Here is a 24,571-nt window from a genome sequence, read left to right on the forward strand (position 1 = left end):
TTATATTTTATCATATATGATTTTAGTTACAGGAGGAACAGGCTTAGTAGGATCGCATTTACTATATCATTTAACTCTAAAAAATGATACGGTTTTAGCTATTTATAGAACTGAGGAACGAATAAAGAATGTAGAAAAAGTATTTTCTTATTATACAAATGACACTAATTCTTTATTAAAAAAGATTCATTGGATCCAGGGAGATATAACTGACATTCCTTCTTTAAAAATTGTTTTTTCTAATCTTATAACTCAAGTGTATCATTGCGCAGCATTAGTATCATTTAACCCTAAAGATTATAAAAAAATGCGTAGAGTTAATATTGACGGGACTGCAAATATTGTTAATTTTTGTATTGATAACACCATAAAAAAAATATGCTTTGTTAGTTCAATTGCCACAGTAGGTGATAGTATTAACAATAAAATTATAACTGAAGAAAATGAATGGCAAGATAGTAGTAATAACCATGGTTATGCTATCACAAAATATGGTGCTGAAATGGAAATTTGGCGCGCAAGTCAAGAAGGTGTTAATGTAGTTGTTATAAACCCAGGTGTTATTTTAGGTAGTGGTTTTTGGAAAGAAGGCTCAGGGAAATTGTTTACTCAAGTATTCAATGGTTTTAAATTTTACACTGAAGGGGTTACTGGTTTTGTTGGTGTTAAAGATGTTGTTAAAATCATGATTATGCTTGCAGAATCTAGCATTAAAAATGAACGTTTTATTCTAGTTTCTGAAAATAAATCATTTAAAGAAGTTCTCTCTATAATAGCCAAAGGATTTGATAAAAAAGGTCCTACAATAAAGGTGAATAAGCTTGCTACAAAAATATTTTGGCGTATTGATTGGCTTGTAACAAAACTTACTGGAAAAGAACCATTACTAACAAAGAACTCTGCTAAATCATCTCATAACAAATCGTACTATTCATCACAAAAAATAAAAGACGCTTTAACTTTTGATTTTGAACCTATTCCTAAAGTTATTAACGGAGTTTGTAAAGATTACCTATGATTTCCTTTATCTAATTCTTCTAATTTCTCTGGTAATTCTTTTCCTTTTAATAATAGTTTTTTATCTATTTGTTTTTCTGTTTCAGTTCCTGTTAAATTAAGAATATTTGGTCTGTCTAATGAATCTTGAATTCGTTGTTTAGTAATATAAATATCATACAAGCTATCAATATTTTTCTTTACTAAGTTTAACATTTCAGAATACTCATCTATTCTTGAAGTATAATATTTATTACTTGTATCAAACCTAACAGTATCTATTTTATATTTTTCATATACAACTACCATATAATTCGATAGCTTTTTCAAGTTTTTATTCTTAATATTCTTTGCCGACGATGCCAAATACATATCGGTCAGCAAATTAACCATAGAATCTTTAGGAATTAAGTCTTTTGGCTTCTTGTAAATAGTATTACTAGTACAAGAAACCAAAAACATTAATATAAAAAAATATAAAAATTTATTCATTATCTATTAAAAACTAGACGTTCACCTTTAACCTCTTCATTAAATTCACCTTCATTATACATCAAATTCCCATTAACAAAAGTATGCGTAATTTTGTTTGAAAATTTTTGTCCTTCAAAAGGAGACCATCCACATTTATATAAAATATTTTCTTTAGAAACTTCCCAATTTTGAGTAGGATCTACCAAAACAAGATCAGCAAAAAAACCTTCTTTTATAAATCCTCTTTTTTCAACACTAAACAATTTAGCAGGATTATGACACATTTTCTCTACTGCTTTCTCAATAGGTAATACTCCTTCTTTAACTTTTTCTAAAACAGCAGTTACAGCATGTTGTACTAAAGGGCCTCCACTTGGAGCTTTGGTGTACACATTATCTTTTTCTTCAAGAGTATGAGGAGCATGATCTGTAGCAATAACATCTATTCTATCGTCTAATAAAGCCTTCCATAACCCATCTTTATCCTTTTGAGTTTTAACCGCTGGATTCCATTTAATATGAGTTCCTTTGACATCATAATCAGCATCTGTAAACCATAAATGATGAACGCATACCTCCGCTGTAATTTGCTTTTCTTCTAATGGAATATCATTTCTAAATAAATGAGTTTCTTTTTCAGTAGACAAATGAAATATATGTAATCGAGCTCCTGTTTTCTTTGCTAACTCTATTGCTTTTGATGAAGATAAATAACATGCTTCTTCACTACGTATAATTGGATGATATTTAACTGGAATATCATCACCATACTTTGCATTATACTCTTCTGTATTTTTTCTTATAGTTGCCTCATCTTCACAATGAACAGAAATCAAAAGCTTCGTAGATGAAAATATTTTTTCTAAAACCTCTTCATTGTCAACTAACATATTTCCTGTTGAAGAGCCCAAAAACAACTTAATTCCTGCAACATTTTTAGAATCAGTTTTTAATAATTCTTCTAAATTATCATTAGTTCCACCAAACATAAAAGAATAGTTGGCATATGATGTTTTTCGTGCTACTTCAAACTTCTCTTCCAGTAATTCTTGAGTTGTTGCTTGTGGAACAGTATTAGGCATTTCAATAAATGACGTAATTCCTCCAGCAATTGCTGCTTTACTTTCAGTTGCTATGTTAGCTTTATGAGTTAATCCTGGTTCTCTAAAATGAACCTGATCATCAATCATACCTGGAATTAAATACTTTCCTTCAGCATTAATAATTGTTGCTGTGGTTGCTTCAATATTAGTTGCTATTTGTTTTATATATCTATCTTCAATTAAAACATCGCCTGTAAAAACCTTGTTTTCGTTAACGATTTTGGCATTTTTTATTAAATATGATTGCATGTTATTTTGGTAATCCGTTTAGTCTCATTTTTATAACTCCAAAAAGCGCTTCGTACACTATACCTCCACTCATTTTGGATTCTCCTCGAGTTCTATCAGTAAAAATAACTGATACTTCCTTTATTTTAAATTTATGCTTCCATGCTTTATATTTCATTTCTATTTGAAAAGCATATCCAACAAATTTAACTTTATCTAATTGTATTGTTTCTAAAACGTTGCGCTTCCAACAAACAAATCCTGCAGTAGTATCATGCACTGGTATTCCCGTTATAAAACGAACATATTTAGAAGCAAAGTATGACAATAATACCCTATTCATTGGCCAATTAACAACATTAACTCCTACAGAATATCTTGACCCTACTGAAACGTCTCCTCCCTCAATTGCACATGCATTATACAACCTTATTAAATCTTTAGGATTATGAGAAAAATCAGCGTCCATTTCTATAATATAGTCATACCCTTTATTTAAAGACCACTTAAATCCATGAATATAAGCAGTTCCTAAACCATTCTTTTCTTTTCTGTTTTCTATGTATAATCTATCAACAAATTCTTTTTGTAATTCTTCAACAATTGAAGCAGTTCCATCAGGAGAATTATCATCAACTACTAAAACATCAAAAGCCTTTTCTTGATCAAATGTAGCTCTTATAATTGCTTCAATATTTTCTTTTTCATTGTATGTAGGAATAATGACTATGGTGTCTGACCTCATAATTTTCATCTAAATAAGGGCAAATATACACTAATTTATCACTAATTTTGTGTTAATTAAGAGCTCAAAACACCAATTTTGCAAGCAATAGAACTTATTAATAACTCTGATAGTTGGTTTACCTTAGTAATTCTTTTTACTATCGTATTACTTGCTATACTTAAACTTATAAAACCAAATTATTTGTTGGGGTATACATTGGCTTTTTTTACACCTGGTTTCTTTCAGAAAAAAGCTGAAGAGAATATGTATCTTTTCTCACCTTTTAAATTTATTTTGTTTTGCTATAGTTCAATTTCTATTTCTTTAGTTTTTTACTTAATCGTACAACCATCAACAACTAACAAAAATAATTTCATAACATTTCTAATTATATTGGCTTCTGTATTTTTTTATTTACTTATTAAGTATTTTATAGAAAACATAATTGCTAGTATCTTGGCTATAAAAGGAAACATTAATTATTTTTTGCATGTTAAATATGGTTATTTATTTACCGTAGGTTTATGGATTTTACCTTTAATTATACTCTATAAATATAGTTTACACAGTAGCTATTTTTTATTTACTGGACTAATTACATTACTTATTTTCAGAGCCTTTTTAATAATAACCAACAATAAAAACATAGTTATAGGTAAGTTGTTTTATTTTATTTTGTATTTTTGCACCCTTGAAATAGCACCGCTATTGATTCTTTATAAAACAACAACTACGTAAAGAGAAAATTTATGAAAGTGAAAACTATTTTAGTATCTCAACCAGCACCAAAAACTGAAACTTCTCCATACTTTGATTTGGCAGAAAAACAAAAAGTCAAAATTGACTTTCGCTCGTTTATTCATGTTGAAGGTATTCCGGTAAAAGAGGTAAGGGCTCAAAAAATAGATTTAAATAACTATACCGCTATTATTTTAACAAGCAGAAATGCTGTTGATAATTTCTTCAGAATAGCAGAAGAGATGCGTTTTACGGTTCCTGATGATATGAAATATTTCTGTCAGTCAGAAGCTGTTGCTTATTACCTACAAAAATATGTAGTTTACAGAAAACGTAAAATTTATGTTGGTAACAGAACTTTTCCTGAGTTAACAAAATTAATTAAGAAGCATAAAGATGAAAAGTTTTTATTACCTTCTTCTGATAAATTAAAAGCATTAATTCCAGCTGAATTAGATAAGTTAGGAGTTGATTGGAAACGTGCTGATTTATACAGAACAGTAGTAAGTGATTTAACGGATTTGGAAAATGTTTTTTATGATGTATTAGTATTCTTTAGCCCTTCTGGTATTGATAGCTTATTTAAAAATTTCCCAAACTTTAAACAAAACGATACTCGAATTGCTGTGTTTGGAAATTCAACTATTAAAGCTGTCGAAAAAAGAGGTTTACGTGTAGATATTTCTGCACCAACCCCAGAAACTCCATCAATGACAATGGCTTTAGATAAATATATTAAAGAAGTAAATAAAAAGTAATTTTTTATTTTAAAATATTTAAACCCCATCAGAATTAATTTTGATGGGGTTTTTCTTGTTCGTAAGTTTCACATAAATACTTCGTCAGAATTGTAACACAAAATATTTTTATGATACTAATTCTTCTTTTTATTTCTGCTTGTTTTTTAGCATATACAAATGGTGCAAATGATAATTTTAAAGGTGTTGCCACATTATTTGGAGCTGGCATAACTGATTATAAAAAAGCTATTAATTGGGCAACTTTAACAACCTTTGCCGGTTCAGTTACTACTATTTTTCTAGCCAAAGAATTAGTTAAAAACTTTTCAGGAAAAGGGTTAGTTCCTAATGAACTAATACAATCTCCTACTTTTGCTATTTCAATTGCATTAGGAGCTGCTATTACAGTTTTTACAGCTACAAAAATAGGAATGCCAATTTCTACTACACATAGTTTAGTGGGTGCTCTTTTTGGAACCGGAGTGATGGCAGTTGGTTCACAATTTAATTTTGGGAAGCTAGGCAATACCTTTTTAATGCCACTTATAGTAAGCCCATTAGTTGCTACAACTTTAAGTTTAATCGCTTACTTAGTATTTAAGTATATAAGAAAACAAATTCCAAGTTTAAACACAAAAAAACCAACTCTAATTGGTGTATCTTCTCCTAAGATTTTAGACGGATTACATTATTTAAGTTCTGGAATTGTAAGTTTTTCTAGAGGATTAAATGACACTCCTAAAATAGTTGGTTTATTAATTATCATTAACACAATAGACATTAAATGGAGTATGATTTTTATTGCTGTAATTATGGCTTTGGGTGGTTTAATAAATGCTAAAAAAGTTGGTGAAACAATGAGTGAAAAAATTACAAAAATGAATTCTGGTCAAGGTTTTACTGCAAATATGATTACTGGTTTATTAGTTACAACTGCCAGTATACATGGATTACCCGTATCAACCACCCATGTTTCTGTTGGCTCTCTATTTGGTATCGGTATAGTAACTAAAAAAGCTAACTATAAAACAATTGGAAAAATTATATTATCTTGGGTACTTACCCTTCCTATAGCTGCAATTATGAGCGCAATTGTTTTTAAAACATTAGAATTATTAATGTAACTTCTGATACAAATTTAATTGAAACAATTAGTTATTTTTGAAATAATGTAAATACTATTTATGAATAAATACCTGGAAATTATCAAAAATTCTTATACAGGATATTGGAATTACTTAAAACAATCTGTATTCTTTGAATTAAATTGGGAGAATTATTTTTATGGGTTGATTCTAATATCATTTGTTGTTTGGGGACTGGAACTAATATTTCCTTGGAGAAAAAAACAACCCATATTCAGAAAAGATTTTTGGCTAGATATTTTTTACATGTTTTTTAATTTTTTCATATTAAACTTAATTGTTTTAATTGCTCTATCCAACACCTCTGAGCAATTACTAAATGATTTTTTAAGCATATTTAATCTATCTGTATCTAGTTTTCAATTATTTGAAATTAATAGTCTCCACTACATATTAAGGCTTTTTATATTCTTTATAATTATTGATTTCATCCAATGGTTTACGCACACCTTATTACATAAGTATGAATTTTTATGGAACTTCCATAAAGTACATCATTCTGTAAAAGAAATGGGGTTTGCGGCGCACTTACGCTATCACTGGATGGAACCTGTTGTTTATAACTCTATGAAGTACATCCCACTTGCTATAATGGGAGGGTTTACCGCTAAAGATGTAGCTATCATTCATTTTTTTAACATTACTATAGGTCATTTAAATCATGCTAACATTAATTGGGATTATGGTTTTTTAAAGTATATACTAAATAATCCTAAAATGCACATATGGCATCATGCTAAAGAACTTCCTAAAGAAAGAAAAAAAGGAGTTAATTTTGGAATTACCTTAAGCATATGGGACTACTTATTTAAAACTAACTACATACCTCATAACGGAAGAGATATTGAAATTGGCTTTGAAGGTGATGATACATTTCCTAAAGATTTTATTAGCCAAGAATTATACCCGTTAAAAAAATAAACACTTCTTTTTCCTTGTAAGTATTCAAAGAAAAAATCGATTAAAAACTGAATATGAGTAAAAATCTTTTAATAATTTTTGTAAAGAACATTAAGCTAGGAAAGGTCAAAACTAGACTAGCAAAAACTATTGGTAATGAAAATGCCTTTGAAATATATAAAGAGCTTGTAAAAATTACTGAAGATGTAACAGAAAAACTGACCATTGATAAACGTATTTACTTTTCTGATACTATTATTGATTCGAAATGGCAAAATCATACTAAAAAAATTCAAAAAGGTATTGATTTAGGCGAACGAATGAAGAATGCTTTTCTTGAAGGCTTTGAAGAAGGCTATGAAAACATCATTTTAATTGGATCAGATTTACCTGATATTTCATCAGAAGTAATTACCAAGGGATATGAAAACTTACAAAAAAATGAGATTGTTTTTGGTCCGGCCGAAGATGGCGGGTACTATTTATTAGGCTTATCAAAAATGATTAATACTATTTTTGATAATAAACCATGGAGCCAATCTAACTTATTAAAAGTAACTTTACAGGAATTAAAAACAACCCAAGAAAAAATTTCCTTTTTACAGGAATTAAACGATATTGATACTATTGAAGATTTATTAAAATCTGATTTTTACAAGAACAATATCCATATTCAAAAGCTAACTAAAAATGACGAAACAACAACAACTTAAAGAGACTAAAGAGTATCTTCAAAATAAAGGAATTACAAACCCAGAAATAGGAATTGTTTTAGGAACTGGTTTAGGTAAACTAGTAGATGAAATAGCCATTGAACAAGAAATTCCATATTCAGAAATTCCTCATTTTCCTCAGGCAACTGTTGAATTTCATTCTGGAAAACTTATTTACGGAGTACTATCTGAGAAAAAAGTAGTCGTTATGTCTGGTCGTTTTCATCTATATGAAGGTTATAATCTTTGGGAAGTTACCTACGGAATACGTACCATGCAACAATTAGGAATCAAAACCTTATTAGTTTCAAATGCTGCAGGAGCTATCAACTTAAACTTCAAAAAAGGTGATTTAATGCTTATTGATGATCATTTAAATTTACAAGGAGGTTCACCTTTAGCATTTAAAGGTGCAGGAGAATTTGGTGATTTATTTGCTGATATGCTTGAGCCATATTCAAAAAAATTAAACACCAAAATGAAAGCTATTGCCAAAACAAACGACATAGATTTGAAAGAAGGTGTGTATGCTAGTGTTGTTGGTCCGCAATTAGAAACTAGAGCAGAATATAGAATGTTACAAATTTTAGAAGTTGATGCTGTAGGTATGAGTACCGTACCCGAAGTAATAGTAGCCAAACACTTACAATTGCCTTGTATAGCTATCTCTGTTTTAACTGATGAATGCGACCCAAAAAATCTTCAACCTGTTAATATTCAAGAGATTATTGAAGTAGCAGGAAAAGCAGAGCCAAAAATGATAACATTATTTAAAGAATTGATACAACAATTATAATGATTAGAAATCAACAAATAGCGGTCTTAACAATTCGATTGTTATTAGGATTTATTCTTTTTTTTCAAGGTTTTGGAAAAGTCTTTACGTTTGGTTTAGATAACGTTTACAAAAACTTCTTTCAAGCAAGTTATTCAGAATTATTACCTGATTTTTTATTATTATTTACTTCTTATTATACATCTTTAGTAGAATTAATTGGAGGTTTTTTATTAATTATCGGTTTTAAAAGAGATTATACTTTATATGTTTTAGCATCAGTTTTAGTTATTGTTACTATTGGTCATGGTCTAAAAAATCCTATTTGGGATTTATCACATGTAATGTATAGAGCTATTTTATTAATAAGTTTATTACTATTACCCAAGAATTTAGATATATTTTCAATTGATAATTATTACATCAATTACAAATCAAAAAAACAAAGATGAGTTATTTAGAAACCACACATAATGTATATAAAGAAGCAGCGCTAACACCTGATGTTGGTTTATGTTGTACTACTAATCCTATTTGGGAATTACCTGGATTAAAAATTCCACGAATCATGCAAGAAATGAACTACGGTTGTGGTTCTACTGTTCATGCTCGTGACCTAACTAACAACCCTAAAATGCTATATGTTGGTGTTGGTGGAGGTATGGAATTATTACAATTTGCTTATTTCAATCGTTCAAAAGGTGGAGTTATAGGACTAGATGTTGTAGATGAAATGTTAGAAGCTTCTCGTAAAAATTTTGTAGAAGCTGAAGAAATGAATCCTTGGTTTAAAAGTGATTTTGTTGATTTACGAAAAGGGGATGCGATGAACCTTCCTGTTGAAGATAACTCAATAGATGTAGCTGCTCAAAACTGCTTGTTCAATATTTTTAAATCAGACGATTTGAAAAAGGCTATTGCTGAAATGCATAGAGTATTAAAGCCTCATGGACGTTTAGTAATGAGTGACCCCACTTGTGAACAGCCTATGAATGATGAATTACGAAATGACGAACGTTTACGTGCTTTATGTTTAAGCGGAAGTTTATCAATTGCTGATTATGTAAAAGCATTGACAGATGCTGGTTTTGGAACTATTGAAATAAGAGCTAGGAAACCGTATAGAATTCTAGATCCTAAAAACTATCCAACAGACGAACTAATTTACATAGAATCTATTGAAGTTGCTGCTATTAAAGATCCAATGCCTGAAGATGGGCCTTGTGTTTTTACAGGTAAAGCTGCAATTTATTTTGGTGATGAAGATTTCTTTGATGATGGCTTAGGGCACACTTTATTAAAAAATCAACCATTAGCTATTTGCGATAAAACTGCTGGAGCTTTAAAAGCTTTAGGCAGAGACGATATTTTTTTCTCAGAATCAACCTATCATTACGATGGTGGTGGATGTTGTTAATAATAAAATTTAAAAAAGTAATAAACCCTCGCATTTTGTGAGGGTTTTTCTTGAATAAATTTAACTTGATTCTTAAATTGTATTCTAATAACTTCGCTAACTCCTGATATAATGAATTAAAACTCGACATATCAATAAAATTAGGATGCCATAGAATGCTCATGATTGAAGAAATAAAAAAAATAATTATCGCCCATGCACTACACCAAATCTCTGTCGAAGAACTAGAAAAACATATTGTCCCCAAACTTGATGATTTTGAAGCCGATTTGAAGGATCATGACGAGTATAACCTAATTAAAAGACTGAAAAATCATAAACACGAAGACTCTAAAGAAGCATGCTGGAAAATACATGCTTTATTTTCTCCGTTACTTGATATGCGGGAATTAGAAGAAGAAAGATTGAAACAAATAGAAGATACCGAAGAACAGTATATTCCGATTAAGAAAATGGGTTCTCCCCAAGAATGGCTTAGCGGTACAACTACTTTTGAATACACCGGTATGGATGAAAAAAAACATCAATTTATCATTAACCACCCATATAATAGAATTATTAAACACTCTCTTAATCTTGTTGGAGCTATTTATTTGGACAATAAAATCGTCCCAGTTAGATCCAAACTTGAGTGTTTACTAATTGAAGACCTCAAAAAAGTATCCAGAGGATCTGCTACGTCAATAGTTGATTTCATCAGCTCAGAGCAATATCTTCAAGTAGCAAAAGAACTCGGTAGGATTTGAAAACGGCACCAAACACGAGGATATAGTTCATTGTGGCTTATGTACTTACTAATAAAATAAATTACTTAAACAAAGTTTATTTTTTATTTGCTAATTTAGAGCCAAAACACCACAACAAAACATACCCCAAACGTTAGCGAAAACATTTTGCAATCCTATACCAAATTTATTTTATACCCAAAGAAAACACTTAGAAAAGTATACCTTCAATTTAACTAAGAAATGAAAAATAAAAAAACTTATTGGTCTGTTTGTAAAGAATGTAAAGGAGAAGGTAGAAAAAAACTAAATATCAGTAAAAAAACTAAACTACGTTACCAAAAAGCTCTAGATAAACACGAAAAATCAAAAGAAGAAACAACAGCTCCTTCTCCTCCTAAAAATGGAATTTCTTTATGTGCCAATTGCACAGGTTCTGGATTAATTCCTACTGCTAATCGTCCTATTGCTGATACAGAAAGTTATCCACACATTGCTATTATTGGTGGTGGAATAGGTGGTGTTGCCTTAGCTGTTGCTTGTTTACATCGTAAAATACCTTTTACGCTTTATGAGAGAGATAGTAGTTTTGATACAAGGTCGCAAGGTTATGGATTAACATTGCAACAAGCCAGTAAAGCTATTCAAGGTTTTGGTATTACTTCACTAAAAAAGGGACTTGTTTCTACAAAGCATGTTGTACACAAAACTAATGGAGAAATTATTGGAGAATGGGGTGCTAAAAAATGGTTAGCAACCGACACAAAAAAGAACACTAAACGTACAAACGTACATATATCTCGACAATCTTTACGTTTAGAGTTACTTGAACAACTTAATAGCTATAATGCCGTACACTGGAACCATCAATTAATAGATTTTAAAGAATCTGAAAACAACGGCATTCAACTTAATTTTAACGTAAATGGTGAAGTAAAAAATGTAACAGCTGACCTTGTAGTAGGAGCTGATGGTATTCGCAGTACAATGCGAAAAATATTAATTGGCGAAAAGAAAACACCTTTACGTTACTTAGGCTGTATTGTAATATTAGGTATTTGTCCTTTAAAAGATTTAGAATACCTTAATAGCCCATTATTAGATTCATCTACCGTATTTCAAACAGCAAATGGTATTGAACGAATTTATATGATGCCTTATGATAAAGACACTATAATGTGGCAACTTAGTTTTCCTATGACTGAAAAAGATGCTATAAAATTAAGTAAAGAAGGTAGGCAGGCTCTTAAAGAAGAAGCATGTCGTAGAACGCAATGGCATCACCCAATTCCTCAAATTTTAGCAACAACTCACGAATCAAAAATTTCTGGTTATCCTGTTTACGATAGAGAATTACTTACTCCTGATTTATTAGAAAAAGGAAAACAAATAACACTTATTGGAGACGCAGCACATCCTATGAGCCCGTTTAAAGGTCAGGGAGCAAATCAAGCATTATTAGATGCTTTATCGTTAGCCCGAAAAATATTTAAAAATTGTGGTCCTTTATCTAAATGGAAAGAAATTGGAATACGAAAAAGTGTATTAACTGCCTTTGAACTTGAAATGTTAACACGTAGCGCTTCAAAAGTAAAAGGTTCTGCCGCCGCCGCGTCCTTCTTACATTCAGATATTGTACTTCAAAAAGGGAATAAAACAAGGGGAAGCTTTTTAAAAGAAAAAAAAGCGCAATAATGATTATTAGAAAATTTGTGTTTTTTTAGTTTAATGAATGTATTAAAAAACAACCCATCATTTTATAATTTCAATATCAAATCCAATAATATCTCTAATACCTTGTTCAGTCGTTTCTATTGGCTGAATAGGTGTTACATAATGCCATAAATCGTTACCAAAGGTTTTTTCTTCACCAGTATCTGCTTGAAAAGCAAATTCTCCTAATTCTAATTCTTTATTAAAAACTAACTCTTTATTATTCCCGATTTTCTCAAATATTTGAGTTTCTCCCCCTACAATATTTTTTCTATTTACAACCAACGCTGAAATAATATATTGCGCTCCATCTTCATGCATCCCTTCTGGAGAATTCTCGCCTTTCACTTCTCCTTTTGTTAGGGTTCTCATAAAATGACTTGTAATTTTTAGTTTATAAATTTCAGGGTGGATACTAGCTACTAATTCAAACGCCTTTTGAAGTAACTGATAAAACAATTCATTTTCAACAGCTTGTTCTGTTGCTTGTTTAAACTCTCGCTTCCAACTTCTAAAATCATTTACCTTTTGTTCAAAACTATCAGCTTCAACTCGTTGAATTTGATATTCATCTTTAACTTTTTCAATCGTAAATGTTGAAATATTTCGTTGTCTTGTTATTGTAGAAACATGTGAGAATTGTTTTTTCTGTTCAATAGTTAATCTAGAAATCCAAGGCTCTAAAACCTCTACACCGACTTGCTTTTCAAAATAAGATTTATGAATACTACTTATAGAATCAATATCATCAGAAAAATTATTTTTTAGAAACGTTATTTGATTTTCTTTCACCAAATATTCATCGCTTTCTAAGTTTTCAAACAACGGCTGAAAATAGCTTAGAAACGCTTCTCTATTAATTTGTAACTCTATTAAACTTCCTATGCGAATAGGAGATTTAATTTCTCTATTAATTACTGCCGATATGTTTTTTTCGGTAACCATCTACTTATTCCTTTTCTTGAAATTGTAAATACTCTTCTACTGTTTTATTTACTGGCGGAATATCTTCTTCTGTTATTGTTTTTAAAATCTCAACTGTTATTGGAGCAATACTCACAATTCTATTAGCTTGGTATTCTATTATTTTTTCGAATAAATTTCTTGCCACACGTGCATTTCCAAAATTTTTATCTTTCTTTTCGTAAAACTTATCAAAAATAAAATGCAATTTCTCTTTCGCATCCTCTATTAATACAAAATCATTCTTTCTACAGAACAACTCAAAAATACCAATTAACTCACTTGGCTTGTAATGATCAAACGTAAAGTATCTATTAAAACGCGATTGTAGCCCAGGATTTGATGTAATGAAATTTTTCATTTCATCTGGGTATCCTGCAACAATTACCACCAACTCTTTTCGGTGATCTTCCATCTTTTTTAATAACACCTCTATAGCTTCATTCCCAAAATCTTGTTTATTATCTTTTGATAATGCATACGCTTCATCAATAAATAACACACCGTTTAAAGAGGTATTCACAATCTCTTCAACCTTCAAAGCAGTTTGACCAACATACCCAGCAACCATACCACTTCTATCCGTTTCTATTAAATGCCCTTTTTCAAGATATTCAAGGTGTTTATATATTTTAGAAACCAAACGAGCAACCGTCGTTTTTCCTGTTCCAGGAGGTCCCATAAAAACAGAGTGCAATGAATTATTTACCGATTTTAGCCCTTCTTTTTCTCGTAGTTTTTGAACTTTTAAAAAGTTTGCTAATTCTTGAACAGCAATTTTAATAGTATCTAACCCTATCAATTCATTCAATTCATCTAATACATCTTGCAACGTTTCATTTTCATCTACTTCAGTTTGTGTTACTCCTTGTAATTTTTGCTTAGGGCGTGATACACTATTATTAATTTCTTTCAATGCTTTTTCTTCTTCTTCAGAAATAGTTCCATCAGCTTTTGAAATTAATGTTGCTATACGGTATAAAAAGGCTCCTGTATTTGTAAAGTGCTTATTATCTAGTTTCTTTAATATTGAAGGTAATAGAAACTCATTTTTATATGCTTCTCCTAAATCAAACAATGAAGCTTTTTGAATAATCTCAATATTTTTATCAAAACTATTAGACGTTACAAATTTATTAATTCGTTCAATTGTTAAACTACTAATAATATCATTTCCCTGAAGTTTTTCAAACAGAAAAGCTAGTAAGAATTTCACTTTTAAGGTTGCTTCCTCATTGGTAGCATCATGTAATCCATATGTTTTATTATATACTTTTATAATGTCTTGTAAAATTACATGTTCAGCTTTAAACTCTATAGCATCATCTGTTTTATTTACAATGGTATTGATTACATTAGAAAAATGTTTATTTCTATTTAAATCTTCAGCTAATTCCTGAATTTTCTCTCCTTCTTCTTTTAAGATTTCTAAAAAATCATGCTCAATTGCATAATCTTTATCTCCATTCTCTTTTTGATTTACAAAATCTTTAAACTTATTTGTAAAATACTCTAAATTCTTTTTTTCTTCTTTTTGTTGTAAATGAAGATTTTCTATTAACTTTTTTAAATAGGCTATATGCTCTTTAGGAAAAAAACTAAATGCAGTATGATCTAAAGAGTTTACTGTTAATGGCAACACCAAGTTTTTAGTATGTATTTTTTTTGATGTTACAATAAAATCTAGCTGACTTTGATCTTTTTTTGTAGAGTATAACAACAATAAATCTTCTTCTTTTAATTTTAATGAAGAAAAAACATTCGATAAACTTACTATTTTAATTGGATTTACTGTTTTTCCTTTAAAAAAAAAGGGTTGAACAGTTTCATTTAATTGCAAAAAAAAACGATCAACAATTTTATAGTGTTTTGTACTGTACATAACTTTGTTTATAATAATTTTACAGAAATTAAATAAATCTATTTAGATTTAGCTAACATAATTTTATGTAAATAAAAATTGAAAAGTTTAAATATATAAAAAAGGTTGCATAAAAAGATGCATCTATTTTTAAAAACACATTGCTCTTTATACAACCTTTACTTATGAAGGCTACAAATAGTATATTTTAAATACTTTAAATATATTTTAACCTCAAATTTAAAAGATTACTTCGTCGTTCCTCCCTTCGTAATAACCAACAAAATTGTCACTAAGCGCGTAAAGAAGTGGAGCAAAGTAGTCTTTGTTTTCATTACTAAACTATAAATTTAAACTAGTAAACAACAGATTACTTCGTCGTTCCTCCTTGTAATGACATTTAAAATCGTCACTACGAATGAAACGCAGTGAAATAAAGTAGTCTATTTATTTTTTATTCTAAACTTAACTTTTCAACTCTCTTTAATAAGTTTACTTCGTCGTGCCTCCTCGTAATGACGTTTTATTATAGTGAATTACTTCTTTATCGCCTTCTCTAATTTAGTAACTCTTTCTAACAGTGATTTTAATATTATGTTTTCTTTTTCTAACTTTTCAATTTTAGAATTCTGTTCTTTTAATTGCTTAACTTCTTTATCTTTTTCATTTAATCTTTTCTCTTGCTGCAATGTATACAACGTTAACTCTTCAATTTTCTGTAATAACTTAGCATCCATTTCACCTAAAAAGAATCCGTTTTTTTCTACTTCCTTAGCACTAGGGATATCTTTTAAATGTCCTTTCTCTTTAATGTGTTTTTCTACTTCAGTAAGTGTTGGTAATTTATATTCTTTTTCAAATACAAAATCTGACCAATTCGCGTAGCTCGCTACTTTTACTTCTGTTGTTGCTATTTTTCCATTTACGCCTAATTTAAATCCTTTAGTATCTGTAGTACCAATTCCAACATTACCATTCGTTTTAATTGTCATTCGAGCAACATTACTTGTCATAATTCCAAAATCATGATTAGATATAGTTCCTACTTTAGAATTCCCTCCCATATGTGACCATAGAGCTGTTTGAACACCTGTCTGTCTCTCTTCTATTAAAATTCTTGAATGTACATTATCATCAATATTAATAGTTTGTCCCCAACTACCTGGATTTGAAAAAGTCTCATCCCCAACATAAAGGTGTCCATTTCTAACATCTAATTTAGCACTTGGTGTTGTAGTTCCAATCCCTACTTCGCCATCTTTGTTTAAATAAAATTTAGCAAAACTTTTTTGAGAACTAGCTGTATTTAGCTCATTATTATTACTTACACCAATCATAAAACTGTTTGCATGATCGGTATAAGGGTTTCCAATAAACCAATTATTTGTTTGTCCTAAAGTAAATATTCCTGCTCCTCTATAGTCGGAATGACTTTTTAAAAATATCTTAGAGGCAACATACCCACTTCCATTATCTGCATTAACTTGGAAATAACTACTTACTTCGTTTTGTGCAGTAACCCCAAAGCACATACCTACTATTGTTACAATAGTAATTTTCATTCTTGTTTTCATATTTTTTTTTTATTTTTCTAATAACCTTTTAACCAAAATTTTTAACTCTTTTAATTCTTTTTCTTGTTTCTCAAATTTTTTATCCTGCTCTTTTAATCTCTTCTCTTGCTCCAATGTATACAAGGTTAGTTCTTCAATTTTTTGTAATAACTTAGCATCCATTTCACCTAAAAAGAATCCATTTTTTTCTACATCCTTAGCACTAGGGATATCTTTTAAGTGTCCTTTTTCTTTAATGTGTTTTTCTACTTCAGTAAGTGTTGGTAAATTATAGTTTTTTTCAAATACAAAGTCTGGCCAATTTTCTCTTAATTGAACCTTAACTTCTTCTGTTATTGTTTTCCCTGCTACTGCAAGTTTATATTCAGAAGGAATATTTTCTGTTCCAATTCCCACTTTTCCTCCTTGAGGATTTATTAAAAATGTTCTATTTTGGGAATAATTAATTGGATTTTTAGCTTGTATGTATCCAGCATAATCTTGATTATGACTATTAATTATACCTGATAAAATTTCAGTTCCACCCCAGCTTCTATCTGTAAAACCAATTCTTAAAAAACCATTTGGTGAACTACCTGAAGTTGCTGGTAATCCAAATGAATTGGATGCCACATCCAATTTAGTACTTGGATTTATTGTTCCTATACCTACATTACCTTTTGTATCAATTCTTAATTTAATATTTTGGTTAGAATTAGCAACTTCGTCAAGAGTTACATTTCCTTCTTTTCCAAAAAAATCAATTTGCCCATTTTGTCCCATTTTTATTCCTGAAAAGCCATCAGTTTTTGTTTTACCAACTCTTGCAACAAAATTATCATCTCCTCCATTATATCTCGTATAAATATTTTTTCCTAAAACTAAACCACCATCAGAACGTGTTGAGCCAATTGATGAATATCCTTTTCCTCCTCCAAGTGTAATTAAACCATTTAAAGTTCCACTACCTATTTGTAAATTCCCTTCTGGAGATGTCGTTCCAATTCCAACCCTACCATTGGCGTTCAAATAAAATTTAGCAAAACTTTTTTGAGCAACTGGGTCAATACCGTCACTTTTGTTACTTACCCCAATCATAAAACTATTTGCATGATCAGTATAAGGGTTTCCTATAAACCAATTATTGGTTTGCCCTAAAGTAAACAGTCCAGTACCTCTGTCATTACTATGACTCTTTAAATAAATTTTTGATGCGACATATCCATTTGAATTGTCTGCATTAACTTGGAAATAAGTGCTTACTTCGTTTTGTGCAGTAACCCCCATGCACATCCCTACTATTGTTACAATAGTAATTTTCATTCTTGTTTTCATAAAAATATTTTTTATTTTTCTAATAATCTTTTAACCAAAATTTTTAACTCTTTTAGCTCTTTTTCTTGTTTAGCTATTTTAGAATTTTGCTGTTTTAACGCCTTAATTTCTTTGCTTTGTGAGTTTAATCTTTTCTCTTGCTTAAGAGTATACAACGTTAACTCTTCAATTTTTTGTAATAACTTAGCATCCATTTCCCCTAAAAAGAATCCGTTTTTTTCTACATCCTTAGCACTAGGGATATCTTTTAAATGTCCTTTTTCTTTAATGTGTTTTTCTACTTCAATAAGTGTTGGTAATTTATATTCTTTTTCAAATACAAAGTCTGACCAACCGCTTGCTTCTACTTTTATTTCTCTTGCTCCTATTGATCCTTCTACAGCTAACTTGTGATTTCCTGTATTTAAAGTTCCTATACCTACATTACCAGTATTTAAATTGATTACCATATTATGATCATAACCATTATTAATTCTGTTTTTATCAAAACCGAAAAAACCAAAAAAATCACCTACCCCTCCTAAATTCACAGTATGTCCAGAAGATGTTTTTTGTCTAATTAACGAATGATAACTACCTGTTACCAATTGTGTATTAGAAGTAATCCCACCATTACCTGTTTTACCAGTAATCCAACTACTTCCAGGCGCAGTAAATGAAAGATTTCCGTTAATTTCTAACTTTGTTTTAGCAATTAACACTCCAATTCCAATATTACCATTTTCTAAGTTCATAACCATATTATGATCATAACCATTACTAGTTCTATTTTTGTCAAATCCAAAAATACCAAAGTAATTGCCTATTCCTCCTAAATTCACAGTATGACCGGAAGATGTTTTTTGCCTAATTAATGAATGGTAAGTACCTGTCTGTAATTGAGTATTAGAAGTAATCCCACCATTACCTGTTTTACCAGTAATCCAAGTACCTCCAGGTGCAATAAATGCTAAATTCCCACTTACGTCTAATTTAGCACTTGGAGTTGTTGTTCCAATCCCTACTCTACCATTGGCATTTAAATAAAATTTAGCAAAACTTTTTTGAGCAATAGGGTCAATACCATCACTTTTATTACTAACCCCAATCATAAAACTATTTGCATGATCGGTATATGGATTTCCTATAAACCAATTATTTGTTTGTCCTAAAGTAAATAATCCAGTACCTCTGTCATTACTATGACTCTTTAAATAAATTTTTGATGCGACATATCCATTTGAATTGTCTGCATTAACTTGAAAGTAAGTACTTACTTCGTTTTGTGCTTTAATTCCTAAACACATAGTCACCATAGCAATGACTGCAATTTTTATTTTCATACTATTTTTTTAAATAATTAATTTAGTGCAAAAATATATATTACTGAAACAACCACCTAATTTCCAGCATCAATTTGCATCATGGCATCTTCAACCTGATGTACTAATTCATCAAAATGTGCTAATCTTTTCGTTTCTCTAGTTCTATTAAAAGGTAGATCGACATTAATATGTTTTACGAAATTTGAAGGCGCATGCTTCATTATATAAATATCATCTGCTAAATACACTGCTTCTTGAATATCATGTGTTACAAACAAGATGGTTGGACTAAATTTTTCCCAAATACCTATTAATAGATCTTGCATTTGTAAGCGTGTTTTCACATCTAATGCACCAAAAGGTTCATCCATTAATAAAATTTCTGGGTTCGACATTAAACTTCTAGCAATAGCAACACGTTGTAATTGTCCTCCAGATAAGTTTGGATATTGTGCATACTTTTTTTGATGCCCATCTAAACCTACCAGTTGAATCATTTCCATTGCACGTTCATCTCTTTCTTTTTTAGAGATTCCCTGAAACTGTAATCCTAAACCAACATTGTCTAGTACCGTCATCCATGGTAAAGAAGAGTATTGCTGAAACACCATGCTTACCCGGTTTTCTTTACTTACAGGTTTCCCTTTCACCAATACAGAACCAGAAGTTGGTTCTTGTAATCCGGCTATATATCTAAGCAATGTAGATTTTCCACAACCTGACATTCCTAAAATTACACCAAATTGCCCCTGCATGGGTTTGTCTTCAATTAATAAATCTAAATTTTCAATTATTTGAGTTTTTCCATTATTATACGATTGATGTATGTTGCGTAACTCAATAATATTTCCTGTAGTAGGATTATCTATAAATTCTAATGCCATAGCTAATGTTTGTTACCTTTATTTACATGTTTAAACGGAAATAATACTTTATCAATCATTACAAAAATCTTATCCTGTAATACTCCAATAATTACAATAATTATTAAAATAGCAAAAGCTTTATCTATTCTACTTTGTCTTTTCGCTGTCCATATTAACTCACCAATTCCACCACCTTTATTTAACATTTCAACAATAGTAATGTAGGTCCAAGAAATAGCCGTTAACACTCTAATATCATCAATTAATTTAGAAAGTACATAAGGAATGTAAACCGTTTTTATTGTTTGCCAAGGCGAAGCTCCTAAAGTAAATACCGTATTTAAATATACTTTTTGAACCTCATCTATTCGTTGAACAACTACCGGAATTAAATATACAACTATACCAAAGGCTAAAAACGACACTTTCATCTGACTTCCTAAACCTAACCACATAATAAAAATACCAGTTACAGCAGTTAGTGGAATAAAACGATACGAATCTATAATTTTACTAAACAAGCCTCTAAACAAAGGTACTAACCCTAATAAAAAACCAATAGGAATAGCTACAACTATTGCTAATAAATAACCAAAAATATTTAATTTTATAGAAAAGAATGTATTTCCAATTACATCATCATCTCTATTTAATTCAGGAAATGCTTTAATTACTTTTATAGGAGAAGGTAACAATGGGTATACCTTATTTTTTATCAATCCATATTGCTCTAATTCTTCTTTATTTAAAAGTTCTAATTTATCATAACTAGCAACTAATATAGAATCGTTTTCATAATAAAGTTTATTTTCTTGCTTTAACGTTGAAACGTTTATGGATCCATTTTGTGTGATAACAGAATTTGATAAAACTTCTGCCATTAAGAACCATATTAAAACAAGAATTACGCTTCCCAAAATGGTAAGCGTAATTTTTTGTTTTGAGTCTAGTTCTCCACGTAACTCAAATAATTTTTTAAAATCAGTACTCATTAGTCTACTACTAATTCAAAGTCCGTTCTTCTATTCTTTGCCTTACAGTTAGCATTTTGATTCCTTTCGCATCCAGCAATAGGCTTATCAGGCCCGTTACCAACAATAATAAATCTGTTTTTAGGCATGTTATGCTCACTTATTAAATACTGAGCAACAGAATTAGCTCTTCTTTTAGAAAGCGCAATATTAGAAGACCTTCCTCCTACATTATCAGTATTCCCTTCAATTCTAATACGAGCATTGGCAAACGCTCTTGCTATTGGGGTAAATTGAACATCTATTAATTGCTTTGCATTATCACTTAACTGATATTCTCCAGTTCTAAAAGTGATACTTACTTTTTTAGAAGAAAGTGATTCTTTTTTAGCTACGGTTTCACTTGCCGCAGTAAACTCTTTTTGTTTTTCAGAAGTATGATTGGCTCCTATTAATGATTTTGTTTTAGACACTAAATCTCTTGTAGATAATAATCTCCAGCTTTTTGCTCCTGAAGTATTATATCCTAAGTTATTATACTTCACTTTCATTTTGTTGTATAAATCTTCTCCAGTAACACCATTATAATTTTGATTCATACCAAAAAAGTTTTCATTATCTCCATGAGTTGCTAAACGCACATTATTAATTGCATCATAACAAAAATCTTCTGGTTGTGATAAACCTTCAGCTAAAATTTTCGCTGCTTTTCTTTTATTCGCATCTGAATTATTAAGTTCAGAAGCTCCAATCATCCAACCTTCATATAAATCACGAAGTTGTTCTTTATTTTTTTCAATAAAATTTTTCTTAGAAACAAATACATCAGCAATGATATGTGTTGCATTTTTAGTACTTTCTAACACACGTGCTCCAGCAACTTTACTAACACAATCAGCATCATCTGGACTCCAAACTACTGCTGCATCAACTGTTCCACTTTTAAAAGCGTCTGCAGCATCAATAGCACTTGGTACCTCTACAATTTTCACCTGACTTGTTTTAATATCTCCAGCTTCTAATAACCAAATTAAAAACGAATGAGAAGGCGTCATAGGCGCTACTGCAATTTTCTTACCTTTTAAATCACTAACCTTTCTAATTCCTCTTCTTGCAACAATTGCATCACCACCACGACTCCAATCTGCTTGAAAAACTACTTGTGGTTGGTATTGTGATAATCCTTCAACTTCAGTAGGAAAAGCATCAATTGTTGCCCACATTAAATCAATATCTCCATTTTTAAATGCATCTCTTGAAGCATCAAAATCATCAATTACCTTAAAGTTTACTTTAAAGCCATAGTCCTTGTAAAATCTAGAGTTCGTATTTGCTTCAAATCCTTCATTAAAATATTGTCCACCTGCATAACCACCCCAAGTTACTACACCTACATTAATAACATCTTTGTATCCATCTTTTGATTTAGAACTAGATGTTGAAGTAACTTCATTTATTTTTTGCTTTACTTTAGGGTCACGTAATTTATTTAATAGGTAATACACCCCTCCAATTATTGCTAAAACAATAAGTATTTTTGAAAATGGAGTTAGTCTTTTTCCTGCCATAATTTATAATTTGATTTGTTGTTAAAAATTGAATAAATCTGAATATTGATTATCTTGATTTCCTCTATTATTTTTTAATATTGGTGCATCTAAATCTACACTATGACTATCATTTACCAATATATCTTTTTGGTTTCCTAATATTAAAGAAACTCCTTCTTTTTCCCATTTTTCTAGTAATTCCAGTCCTTCTTCTTCAAAAATACCATTCTGTAAATCAATAGAGTCCATAAAGTTATTTGACATTTCCATAAAACGTTCCATTTCTCCAATTTTCATACTTACATCATCTGCAATTGCTTCCAAAGCTCTATCAAACATTTCTTTTTTATCTGAATTCCCAGCAATAATATCCATAGCTGATTTCATAGCAGAATGGCTTGCTCGTATTGCTTTTCTTTCCTGTTCCTTAACAGTTACCTGATCTTCAATATCTTCTACTAAAATTTCAGAATTCTCATACATCTTGGTTAATACTCTGTATAAAATTTCTAATTTCCTATACAGCTCATCCAATCGTAAATTAGATTCTTTTAAACGTCCAGCCTTTCTAGACTTCAAAATCATTATTCCTTTCTTGTCTTTCTGCTTAGCTGCGTTTGCAAGTTTTAAATTACTATTTATGCTTTTCTTATTTTCGTTAATAATTTGTTGTAAACGTCTCATCTGTCCTTTTAAAACAGCGATTTGTTTATTCATTTTTTTCAAATTGCTTTTTAAATCGTCTACATAACTTTTTAAAATACCAATTGGATCAATCTGAATAAATATACCTGTTATCCAACGCATAAATGATTTATACATGTAGAAAATCAAGTTTCTCATTTTAGGATCTAAGATCATATAAATAACAGCTCCCAAAACAGCTAATAAAACTCCTAAATACAAAGTATTTTCAACAATAGTAATTAGATATGGAAGTACTTTATACAACCCGTATAAAGCTCCTGCTCCTAATAAACCTGTAAATAACATTCCTGTTTTTCCTTCAGGTCTTTCCCAAAAAGATTTTGGTTTTAAATTTTCCATATTACTTTAAATATTGTTTCATTTTTTCTACATCTTGCTCTAATTGTGTTCTTAGATGGTGATAAGAAAGCTTAAAATCATTTTTAGTCTTATCTATTTTCGCTTTACTCTCATCAACAACCTTTCTTAATTCAGAAATTTGTGCCTGATGTTTTGTTATTTCTTCAGTAAGTTGTTTTATTTTTTGTGATTTTTCTTTAATTATTGCATCAAATTGAACAATCTCTTTTTCTTTGTCTCCAACCTTAGTGGTTAACTGTCCTTCAAAAGCTTTTGTAAAAGAGTTGTTTTCATTATCTAAAACACTAATATAATGTTTTGTTGAATCGATTAACTTACTTAATGTAACTCCCATTGTTGATGCAGTTGCATAAGTTGATCTGTATTTTGTTGCTTCATCCATTGGGATTTTTTCTAAAGCCTTTAATGCTTTTTTAAACTCCAAATAGTCAAATCCTTCTAAATTATTTTTCTCTATAGCTTGTAGTAACTTATCAATAATAGCATTATCAACGGCTCCCTTACTTGTAGGAGGTACATTTACAGTAGTTTTATTTTTTGCAGGTTGTTCCGTCTTTTTTACAACAGTCTCTTTTCCTTCTTTATTTTCAGGCTCTTTCTTTTCATCTGATGAATCATCTACTATAAATAGTGATTTTAAATTTTTTAGCATAAATAATCAAATTTTAACAAATTTAAAAAAAATAACGAATTATAAGGTATACAA

General features: G+C 30.0%; 24 protein-coding genes. 11 read left to right on the forward strand and 13 right to left on the reverse strand.

The features are described from left to right. The first annotated feature begins 16 nt into the window (after positions 1-16). Positions 17-1,018 carry an SDR family oxidoreductase gene (locus BLV71_RS04310; RefSeq protein WP_093869356.1) on the forward strand — a complete coding sequence of 334 codons (1,002 nt, stop codon included), beginning with the start codon at positions 17-19 and terminating at the stop codon, positions 1,016-1,018. Here BLV71_RS04310 and BLV71_RS04315 read toward each other — a convergent pair. Genes BLV71_RS04315 through BLV71_RS04325 form a run of 3 tightly spaced genes read right to left on the reverse strand, consistent with a single transcriptional unit; the run spans position 1,009 to position 3,546 of the window. Continuing rightward, entirely contained in the window at positions 1,009-1,488 is a 480-nt protein-coding gene (locus tag BLV71_RS04315; protein WP_093869357.1) for a DUF4296 domain-containing protein, read from the reverse strand. The two genes, BLV71_RS04310 and BLV71_RS04315, sit on opposite strands and share 10 nt — an antisense overlap. Next, positions 1,488-2,822 carry a dihydroorotase gene (locus BLV71_RS04320; protein ID WP_093869358.1) on the reverse strand — a complete coding sequence of 445 codons (1,335 nt, stop codon included), beginning with the start codon at positions 2,820-2,822 and terminating at the stop codon, positions 1,488-1,490. Before BLV71_RS04320 ends, BLV71_RS04315 begins: the two co-directional genes overlap by 1 nt. 1 nt (position 2,823) lies before the next feature. Continuing rightward, complete coding sequence (locus tag BLV71_RS04325; protein ID WP_093869359.1) at positions 2,824-3,546, reverse strand: polyprenol monophosphomannose synthase; 723 nt, start codon at positions 3,544-3,546, stop codon at positions 2,824-2,826. A 78-nt stretch (positions 3,547-3,624) separates the two neighbouring features. Here BLV71_RS04325 and BLV71_RS18990 point away from each other — a divergent pair, with 78 nt between their 5' ends. From BLV71_RS18990 to BLV71_RS04375, 10 genes are all read left to right on the forward strand, one after another. Then, a complete protein-coding gene (locus tag BLV71_RS18990; protein ID WP_176974351.1) occupies positions 3,625-4,266 on the forward strand; it encodes a DUF4271 domain-containing protein in 642 nt (213 codons plus the stop codon). An 11-nt stretch (positions 4,267-4,277) separates the two neighbouring features. Beyond that, the gene (locus BLV71_RS04335) at positions 4,278-5,024 is read left to right on the forward strand and encodes a uroporphyrinogen-III synthase (protein WP_093869361.1); all 747 of its coding nucleotides are present in this window, start codon (positions 4,278-4,280) and stop codon (positions 5,022-5,024) included. Positions 5,025-5,134: 110 nt separating this feature from the next. After that, on the forward strand, positions 5,135-6,130 hold the full coding sequence (locus BLV71_RS04340; protein WP_093869362.1) for an inorganic phosphate transporter: 996 nt from the start codon (positions 5,135-5,137) through the stop codon (positions 6,128-6,130). Positions 6,131-6,190: 60 nt separating this feature from the next. Next, positions 6,191-7,072, forward strand: a complete 882-nt coding sequence (locus BLV71_RS04345; RefSeq protein WP_093869363.1) for a sterol desaturase family protein — start codon at positions 6,191-6,193, stop codon at positions 7,070-7,072. Between the two features lie 53 nt (positions 7,073-7,125). Then, positions 7,126-7,764, forward strand: a complete 639-nt coding sequence (locus BLV71_RS04350) for a TIGR04282 family arsenosugar biosynthesis glycosyltransferase (protein ID WP_093869364.1) — start codon at positions 7,126-7,128, stop codon at positions 7,762-7,764. Beyond that, complete coding sequence (locus tag BLV71_RS04355; RefSeq protein ID WP_093869365.1) at positions 7,742-8,560, forward strand: purine-nucleoside phosphorylase; 819 nt, start codon at positions 7,742-7,744, stop codon at positions 8,558-8,560. The genes BLV71_RS04350 and BLV71_RS04355 overlap by 23 nt, the downstream gene beginning before the upstream one ends. Further along, complete coding sequence (locus tag BLV71_RS04360; protein WP_093869366.1) at positions 8,560-8,991, forward strand: DoxX family protein; 432 nt, start codon at positions 8,560-8,562, stop codon at positions 8,989-8,991. The genes BLV71_RS04355 and BLV71_RS04360 overlap by 1 nt, the downstream gene beginning before the upstream one ends. Then, positions 8,988-9,956 (forward strand): arsenosugar biosynthesis arsenite methyltransferase ArsM, encoded by a 969-nt coding sequence (arsM, locus tag BLV71_RS04365; RefSeq protein ID WP_093869367.1) that lies wholly within the window; start codon positions 8,988-8,990, stop codon positions 9,954-9,956. Before BLV71_RS04360 ends, arsM begins: the two co-directional genes overlap by 4 nt. A gap of 161 nt (positions 9,957-10,117) precedes the next feature. Next, positions 10,118-10,702: a serpin family protein gene (locus BLV71_RS04370; protein WP_143032755.1), complete on the forward strand. Its 585-nt coding sequence runs from the start codon at positions 10,118-10,120 to the stop codon at positions 10,700-10,702. A 222-nt stretch (positions 10,703-10,924) separates the two neighbouring features. Next, on the forward strand, positions 10,925-12,376 hold the full coding sequence (locus BLV71_RS04375) for an FAD-dependent oxidoreductase (protein WP_093869369.1): 1,452 nt from the start codon (positions 10,925-10,927) through the stop codon (positions 12,374-12,376). 57 nt (positions 12,377-12,433) lie between these two features. Here BLV71_RS04375 and BLV71_RS04380 read toward each other — a convergent pair whose 3' ends face one another. The 10 genes from BLV71_RS04380 to BLV71_RS04425 form a co-directional block, all read right to left on the reverse strand. Further along, on the reverse strand, positions 12,434-13,339 hold the full coding sequence (locus tag BLV71_RS04380; RefSeq protein ID WP_093869370.1) for a 2OG-Fe dioxygenase family protein: 906 nt from the start codon (positions 13,337-13,339) through the stop codon (positions 12,434-12,436). 4 nt (positions 13,340-13,343) lie between these two features. Beyond that, complete coding sequence (locus BLV71_RS04385; protein WP_093869371.1) at positions 13,344-15,239, reverse strand: AAA family ATPase; 1,896 nt, start codon at positions 15,237-15,239, stop codon at positions 13,344-13,346. 515 nt (positions 15,240-15,754) lie between these two features. Further along, complete coding sequence (locus BLV71_RS04390) at positions 15,755-16,792, reverse strand: hypothetical protein (protein WP_093869372.1); 1,038 nt, start codon at positions 16,790-16,792, stop codon at positions 15,755-15,757. Between the two features lie 9 nt (positions 16,793-16,801). After that, the gene (locus BLV71_RS04395; protein WP_093869373.1) at positions 16,802-18,106 is read right to left on the reverse strand and encodes a hypothetical protein; all 1,305 of its coding nucleotides are present in this window, start codon (positions 18,104-18,106) and stop codon (positions 16,802-16,804) included. An 11-nt stretch (positions 18,107-18,117) separates the two neighbouring features. After that, a complete protein-coding gene (locus BLV71_RS04400; RefSeq protein WP_093869374.1) occupies positions 18,118-19,428 on the reverse strand; it encodes a hypothetical protein in 1,311 nt (436 codons plus the stop codon). Positions 19,429-19,484: 56 nt separating this feature from the next. Next, positions 19,485-20,294 carry an ABC transporter ATP-binding protein gene (locus BLV71_RS04405; protein WP_093869375.1) on the reverse strand — a complete coding sequence of 270 codons (810 nt, stop codon included), beginning with the start codon at positions 20,292-20,294 and terminating at the stop codon, positions 19,485-19,487. Between the two features lie 2 nt (positions 20,295-20,296). Further along, positions 20,297-21,268, reverse strand: a complete 972-nt coding sequence (locus BLV71_RS04410) for an ABC transporter permease (RefSeq protein ID WP_093869376.1) — start codon at positions 21,266-21,268, stop codon at positions 20,297-20,299. Next, the gene (locus BLV71_RS04415; RefSeq protein ID WP_093869377.1) at positions 21,268-22,815 is read right to left on the reverse strand and encodes a phosphate ABC transporter substrate-binding/OmpA family protein; all 1,548 of its coding nucleotides are present in this window, start codon (positions 22,813-22,815) and stop codon (positions 21,268-21,270) included. The genes BLV71_RS04410 and BLV71_RS04415 overlap by 1 nt, the downstream gene beginning before the upstream one ends. A gap of 21 nt (positions 22,816-22,836) precedes the next feature. After that, the gene (locus BLV71_RS04420; protein WP_093869378.1) at positions 22,837-23,844 is read right to left on the reverse strand and encodes a PspA/IM30 family protein; all 1,008 of its coding nucleotides are present in this window, start codon (positions 23,842-23,844) and stop codon (positions 22,837-22,839) included. Between the two features lies 1 nt (position 23,845). After that, on the reverse strand, positions 23,846-24,517 hold the full coding sequence (locus BLV71_RS04425; RefSeq protein WP_093869379.1) for a hypothetical protein: 672 nt from the start codon (positions 24,515-24,517) through the stop codon (positions 23,846-23,848). Positions 24,518-24,571 lie beyond the last annotated feature (54 nt).

The sequence above is a fragment of the Tenacibaculum sp. MAR_2010_89 genome, from assembly GCF_900105985.1.
In the GTDB taxonomy this organism is placed as follows: Bacteria; Bacteroidota; Bacteroidia; order Flavobacteriales; family Flavobacteriaceae; genus Polaribacter; species Polaribacter halocynthiae.

Coding starts and splice junctions, on each gene's coding strand:
- BLV71_RS04360 (WP_093869366.1), top strand. CDS start 8,560: ATGATTAGAAATCAACAAATAGCGGTCTTAACAATTCGATTGTTATTA.
- BLV71_RS04385 (WP_093869371.1), bottom strand. CDS start 15,239: ATGTACAGTACAAAACACTATAAAATTGTTGATCGTTTTTTTTTGCAA.
- BLV71_RS04325 (WP_093869359.1), bottom strand. CDS start 3,546: ATGAGGTCAGACACCATAGTCATTATTCCTACATACAATGAAAAAGAA.
- BLV71_RS04425 (WP_093869379.1), bottom strand. CDS start 24,517: ATGCTAAAAAATTTAAAATCACTATTTATAGTAGATGATTCATCAGAT.
- BLV71_RS04415 (WP_093869377.1), bottom strand. CDS start 22,815: ATGGCAGGAAAAAGACTAACTCCATTTTCAAAAATACTTATTGTTTTA.
- BLV71_RS04340 (WP_093869362.1), top strand. CDS start 5,135: ATGATACTAATTCTTCTTTTTATTTCTGCTTGTTTTTTAGCATATACA.
- BLV71_RS04420 (WP_093869378.1), bottom strand. CDS start 23,844: ATGGAAAATTTAAAACCAAAATCTTTTTGGGAAAGACCTGAAGGAAAA.
- BLV71_RS04375 (WP_093869369.1), top strand. CDS start 10,925: ATGAAAAATAAAAAAACTTATTGGTCTGTTTGTAAAGAATGTAAAGGA.
- BLV71_RS04350 (WP_093869364.1), top strand. CDS start 7,126: ATGAGTAAAAATCTTTTAATAATTTTTGTAAAGAACATTAAGCTAGGA.
- BLV71_RS04320 (WP_093869358.1), bottom strand. CDS start 2,822: ATGCAATCATATTTAATAAAAAATGCCAAAATCGTTAACGAAAACAAG.
- arsM (WP_093869367.1), top strand. CDS start 8,988: ATGAGTTATTTAGAAACCACACATAATGTATATAAAGAAGCAGCGCTA.
- BLV71_RS04315 (WP_093869357.1), bottom strand. CDS start 1,488: ATGAATAAATTTTTATATTTTTTTATATTAATGTTTTTGGTTTCTTGT.
- BLV71_RS04355 (WP_093869365.1), top strand. CDS start 7,742: ATGACGAAACAACAACAACTTAAAGAGACTAAAGAGTATCTTCAAAAT.
- BLV71_RS04310 (WP_093869356.1), top strand. CDS start 17: ATGATTTTAGTTACAGGAGGAACAGGCTTAGTAGGATCGCATTTACTA.
- BLV71_RS04335 (WP_093869361.1), top strand. CDS start 4,278: ATGAAAGTGAAAACTATTTTAGTATCTCAACCAGCACCAAAAACTGAA.
- BLV71_RS04405 (WP_093869375.1), bottom strand. CDS start 20,294: ATGGCATTAGAATTTATAGATAATCCTACTACAGGAAATATTATTGAG.
- BLV71_RS04395 (WP_093869373.1), bottom strand. CDS start 18,106: ATGAAAACAAGAATGAAAATTACTATTGTAACAATAGTAGGGATGTGC.
- BLV71_RS04345 (WP_093869363.1), top strand. CDS start 6,191: ATGAATAAATACCTGGAAATTATCAAAAATTCTTATACAGGATATTGG.
- BLV71_RS04410 (WP_093869376.1), bottom strand. CDS start 21,268: ATGAGTACTGATTTTAAAAAATTATTTGAGTTACGTGGAGAACTAGAC.
- BLV71_RS04390 (WP_093869372.1), bottom strand. CDS start 16,792: ATGAAAACAAGAATGAAAATTACTATTGTAACAATAGTAGGTATGTGC.
- BLV71_RS04400 (WP_093869374.1), bottom strand. CDS start 19,428: ATGAAAATAAAAATTGCAGTCATTGCTATGGTGACTATGTGTTTAGGA.
- BLV71_RS04370 (WP_143032755.1), top strand. CDS start 10,118: ATGATTGAAGAAATAAAAAAAATAATTATCGCCCATGCACTACACCAA.
- BLV71_RS04380 (WP_093869370.1), bottom strand. CDS start 13,339: ATGGTTACCGAAAAAAACATATCGGCAGTAATTAATAGAGAAATTAAA.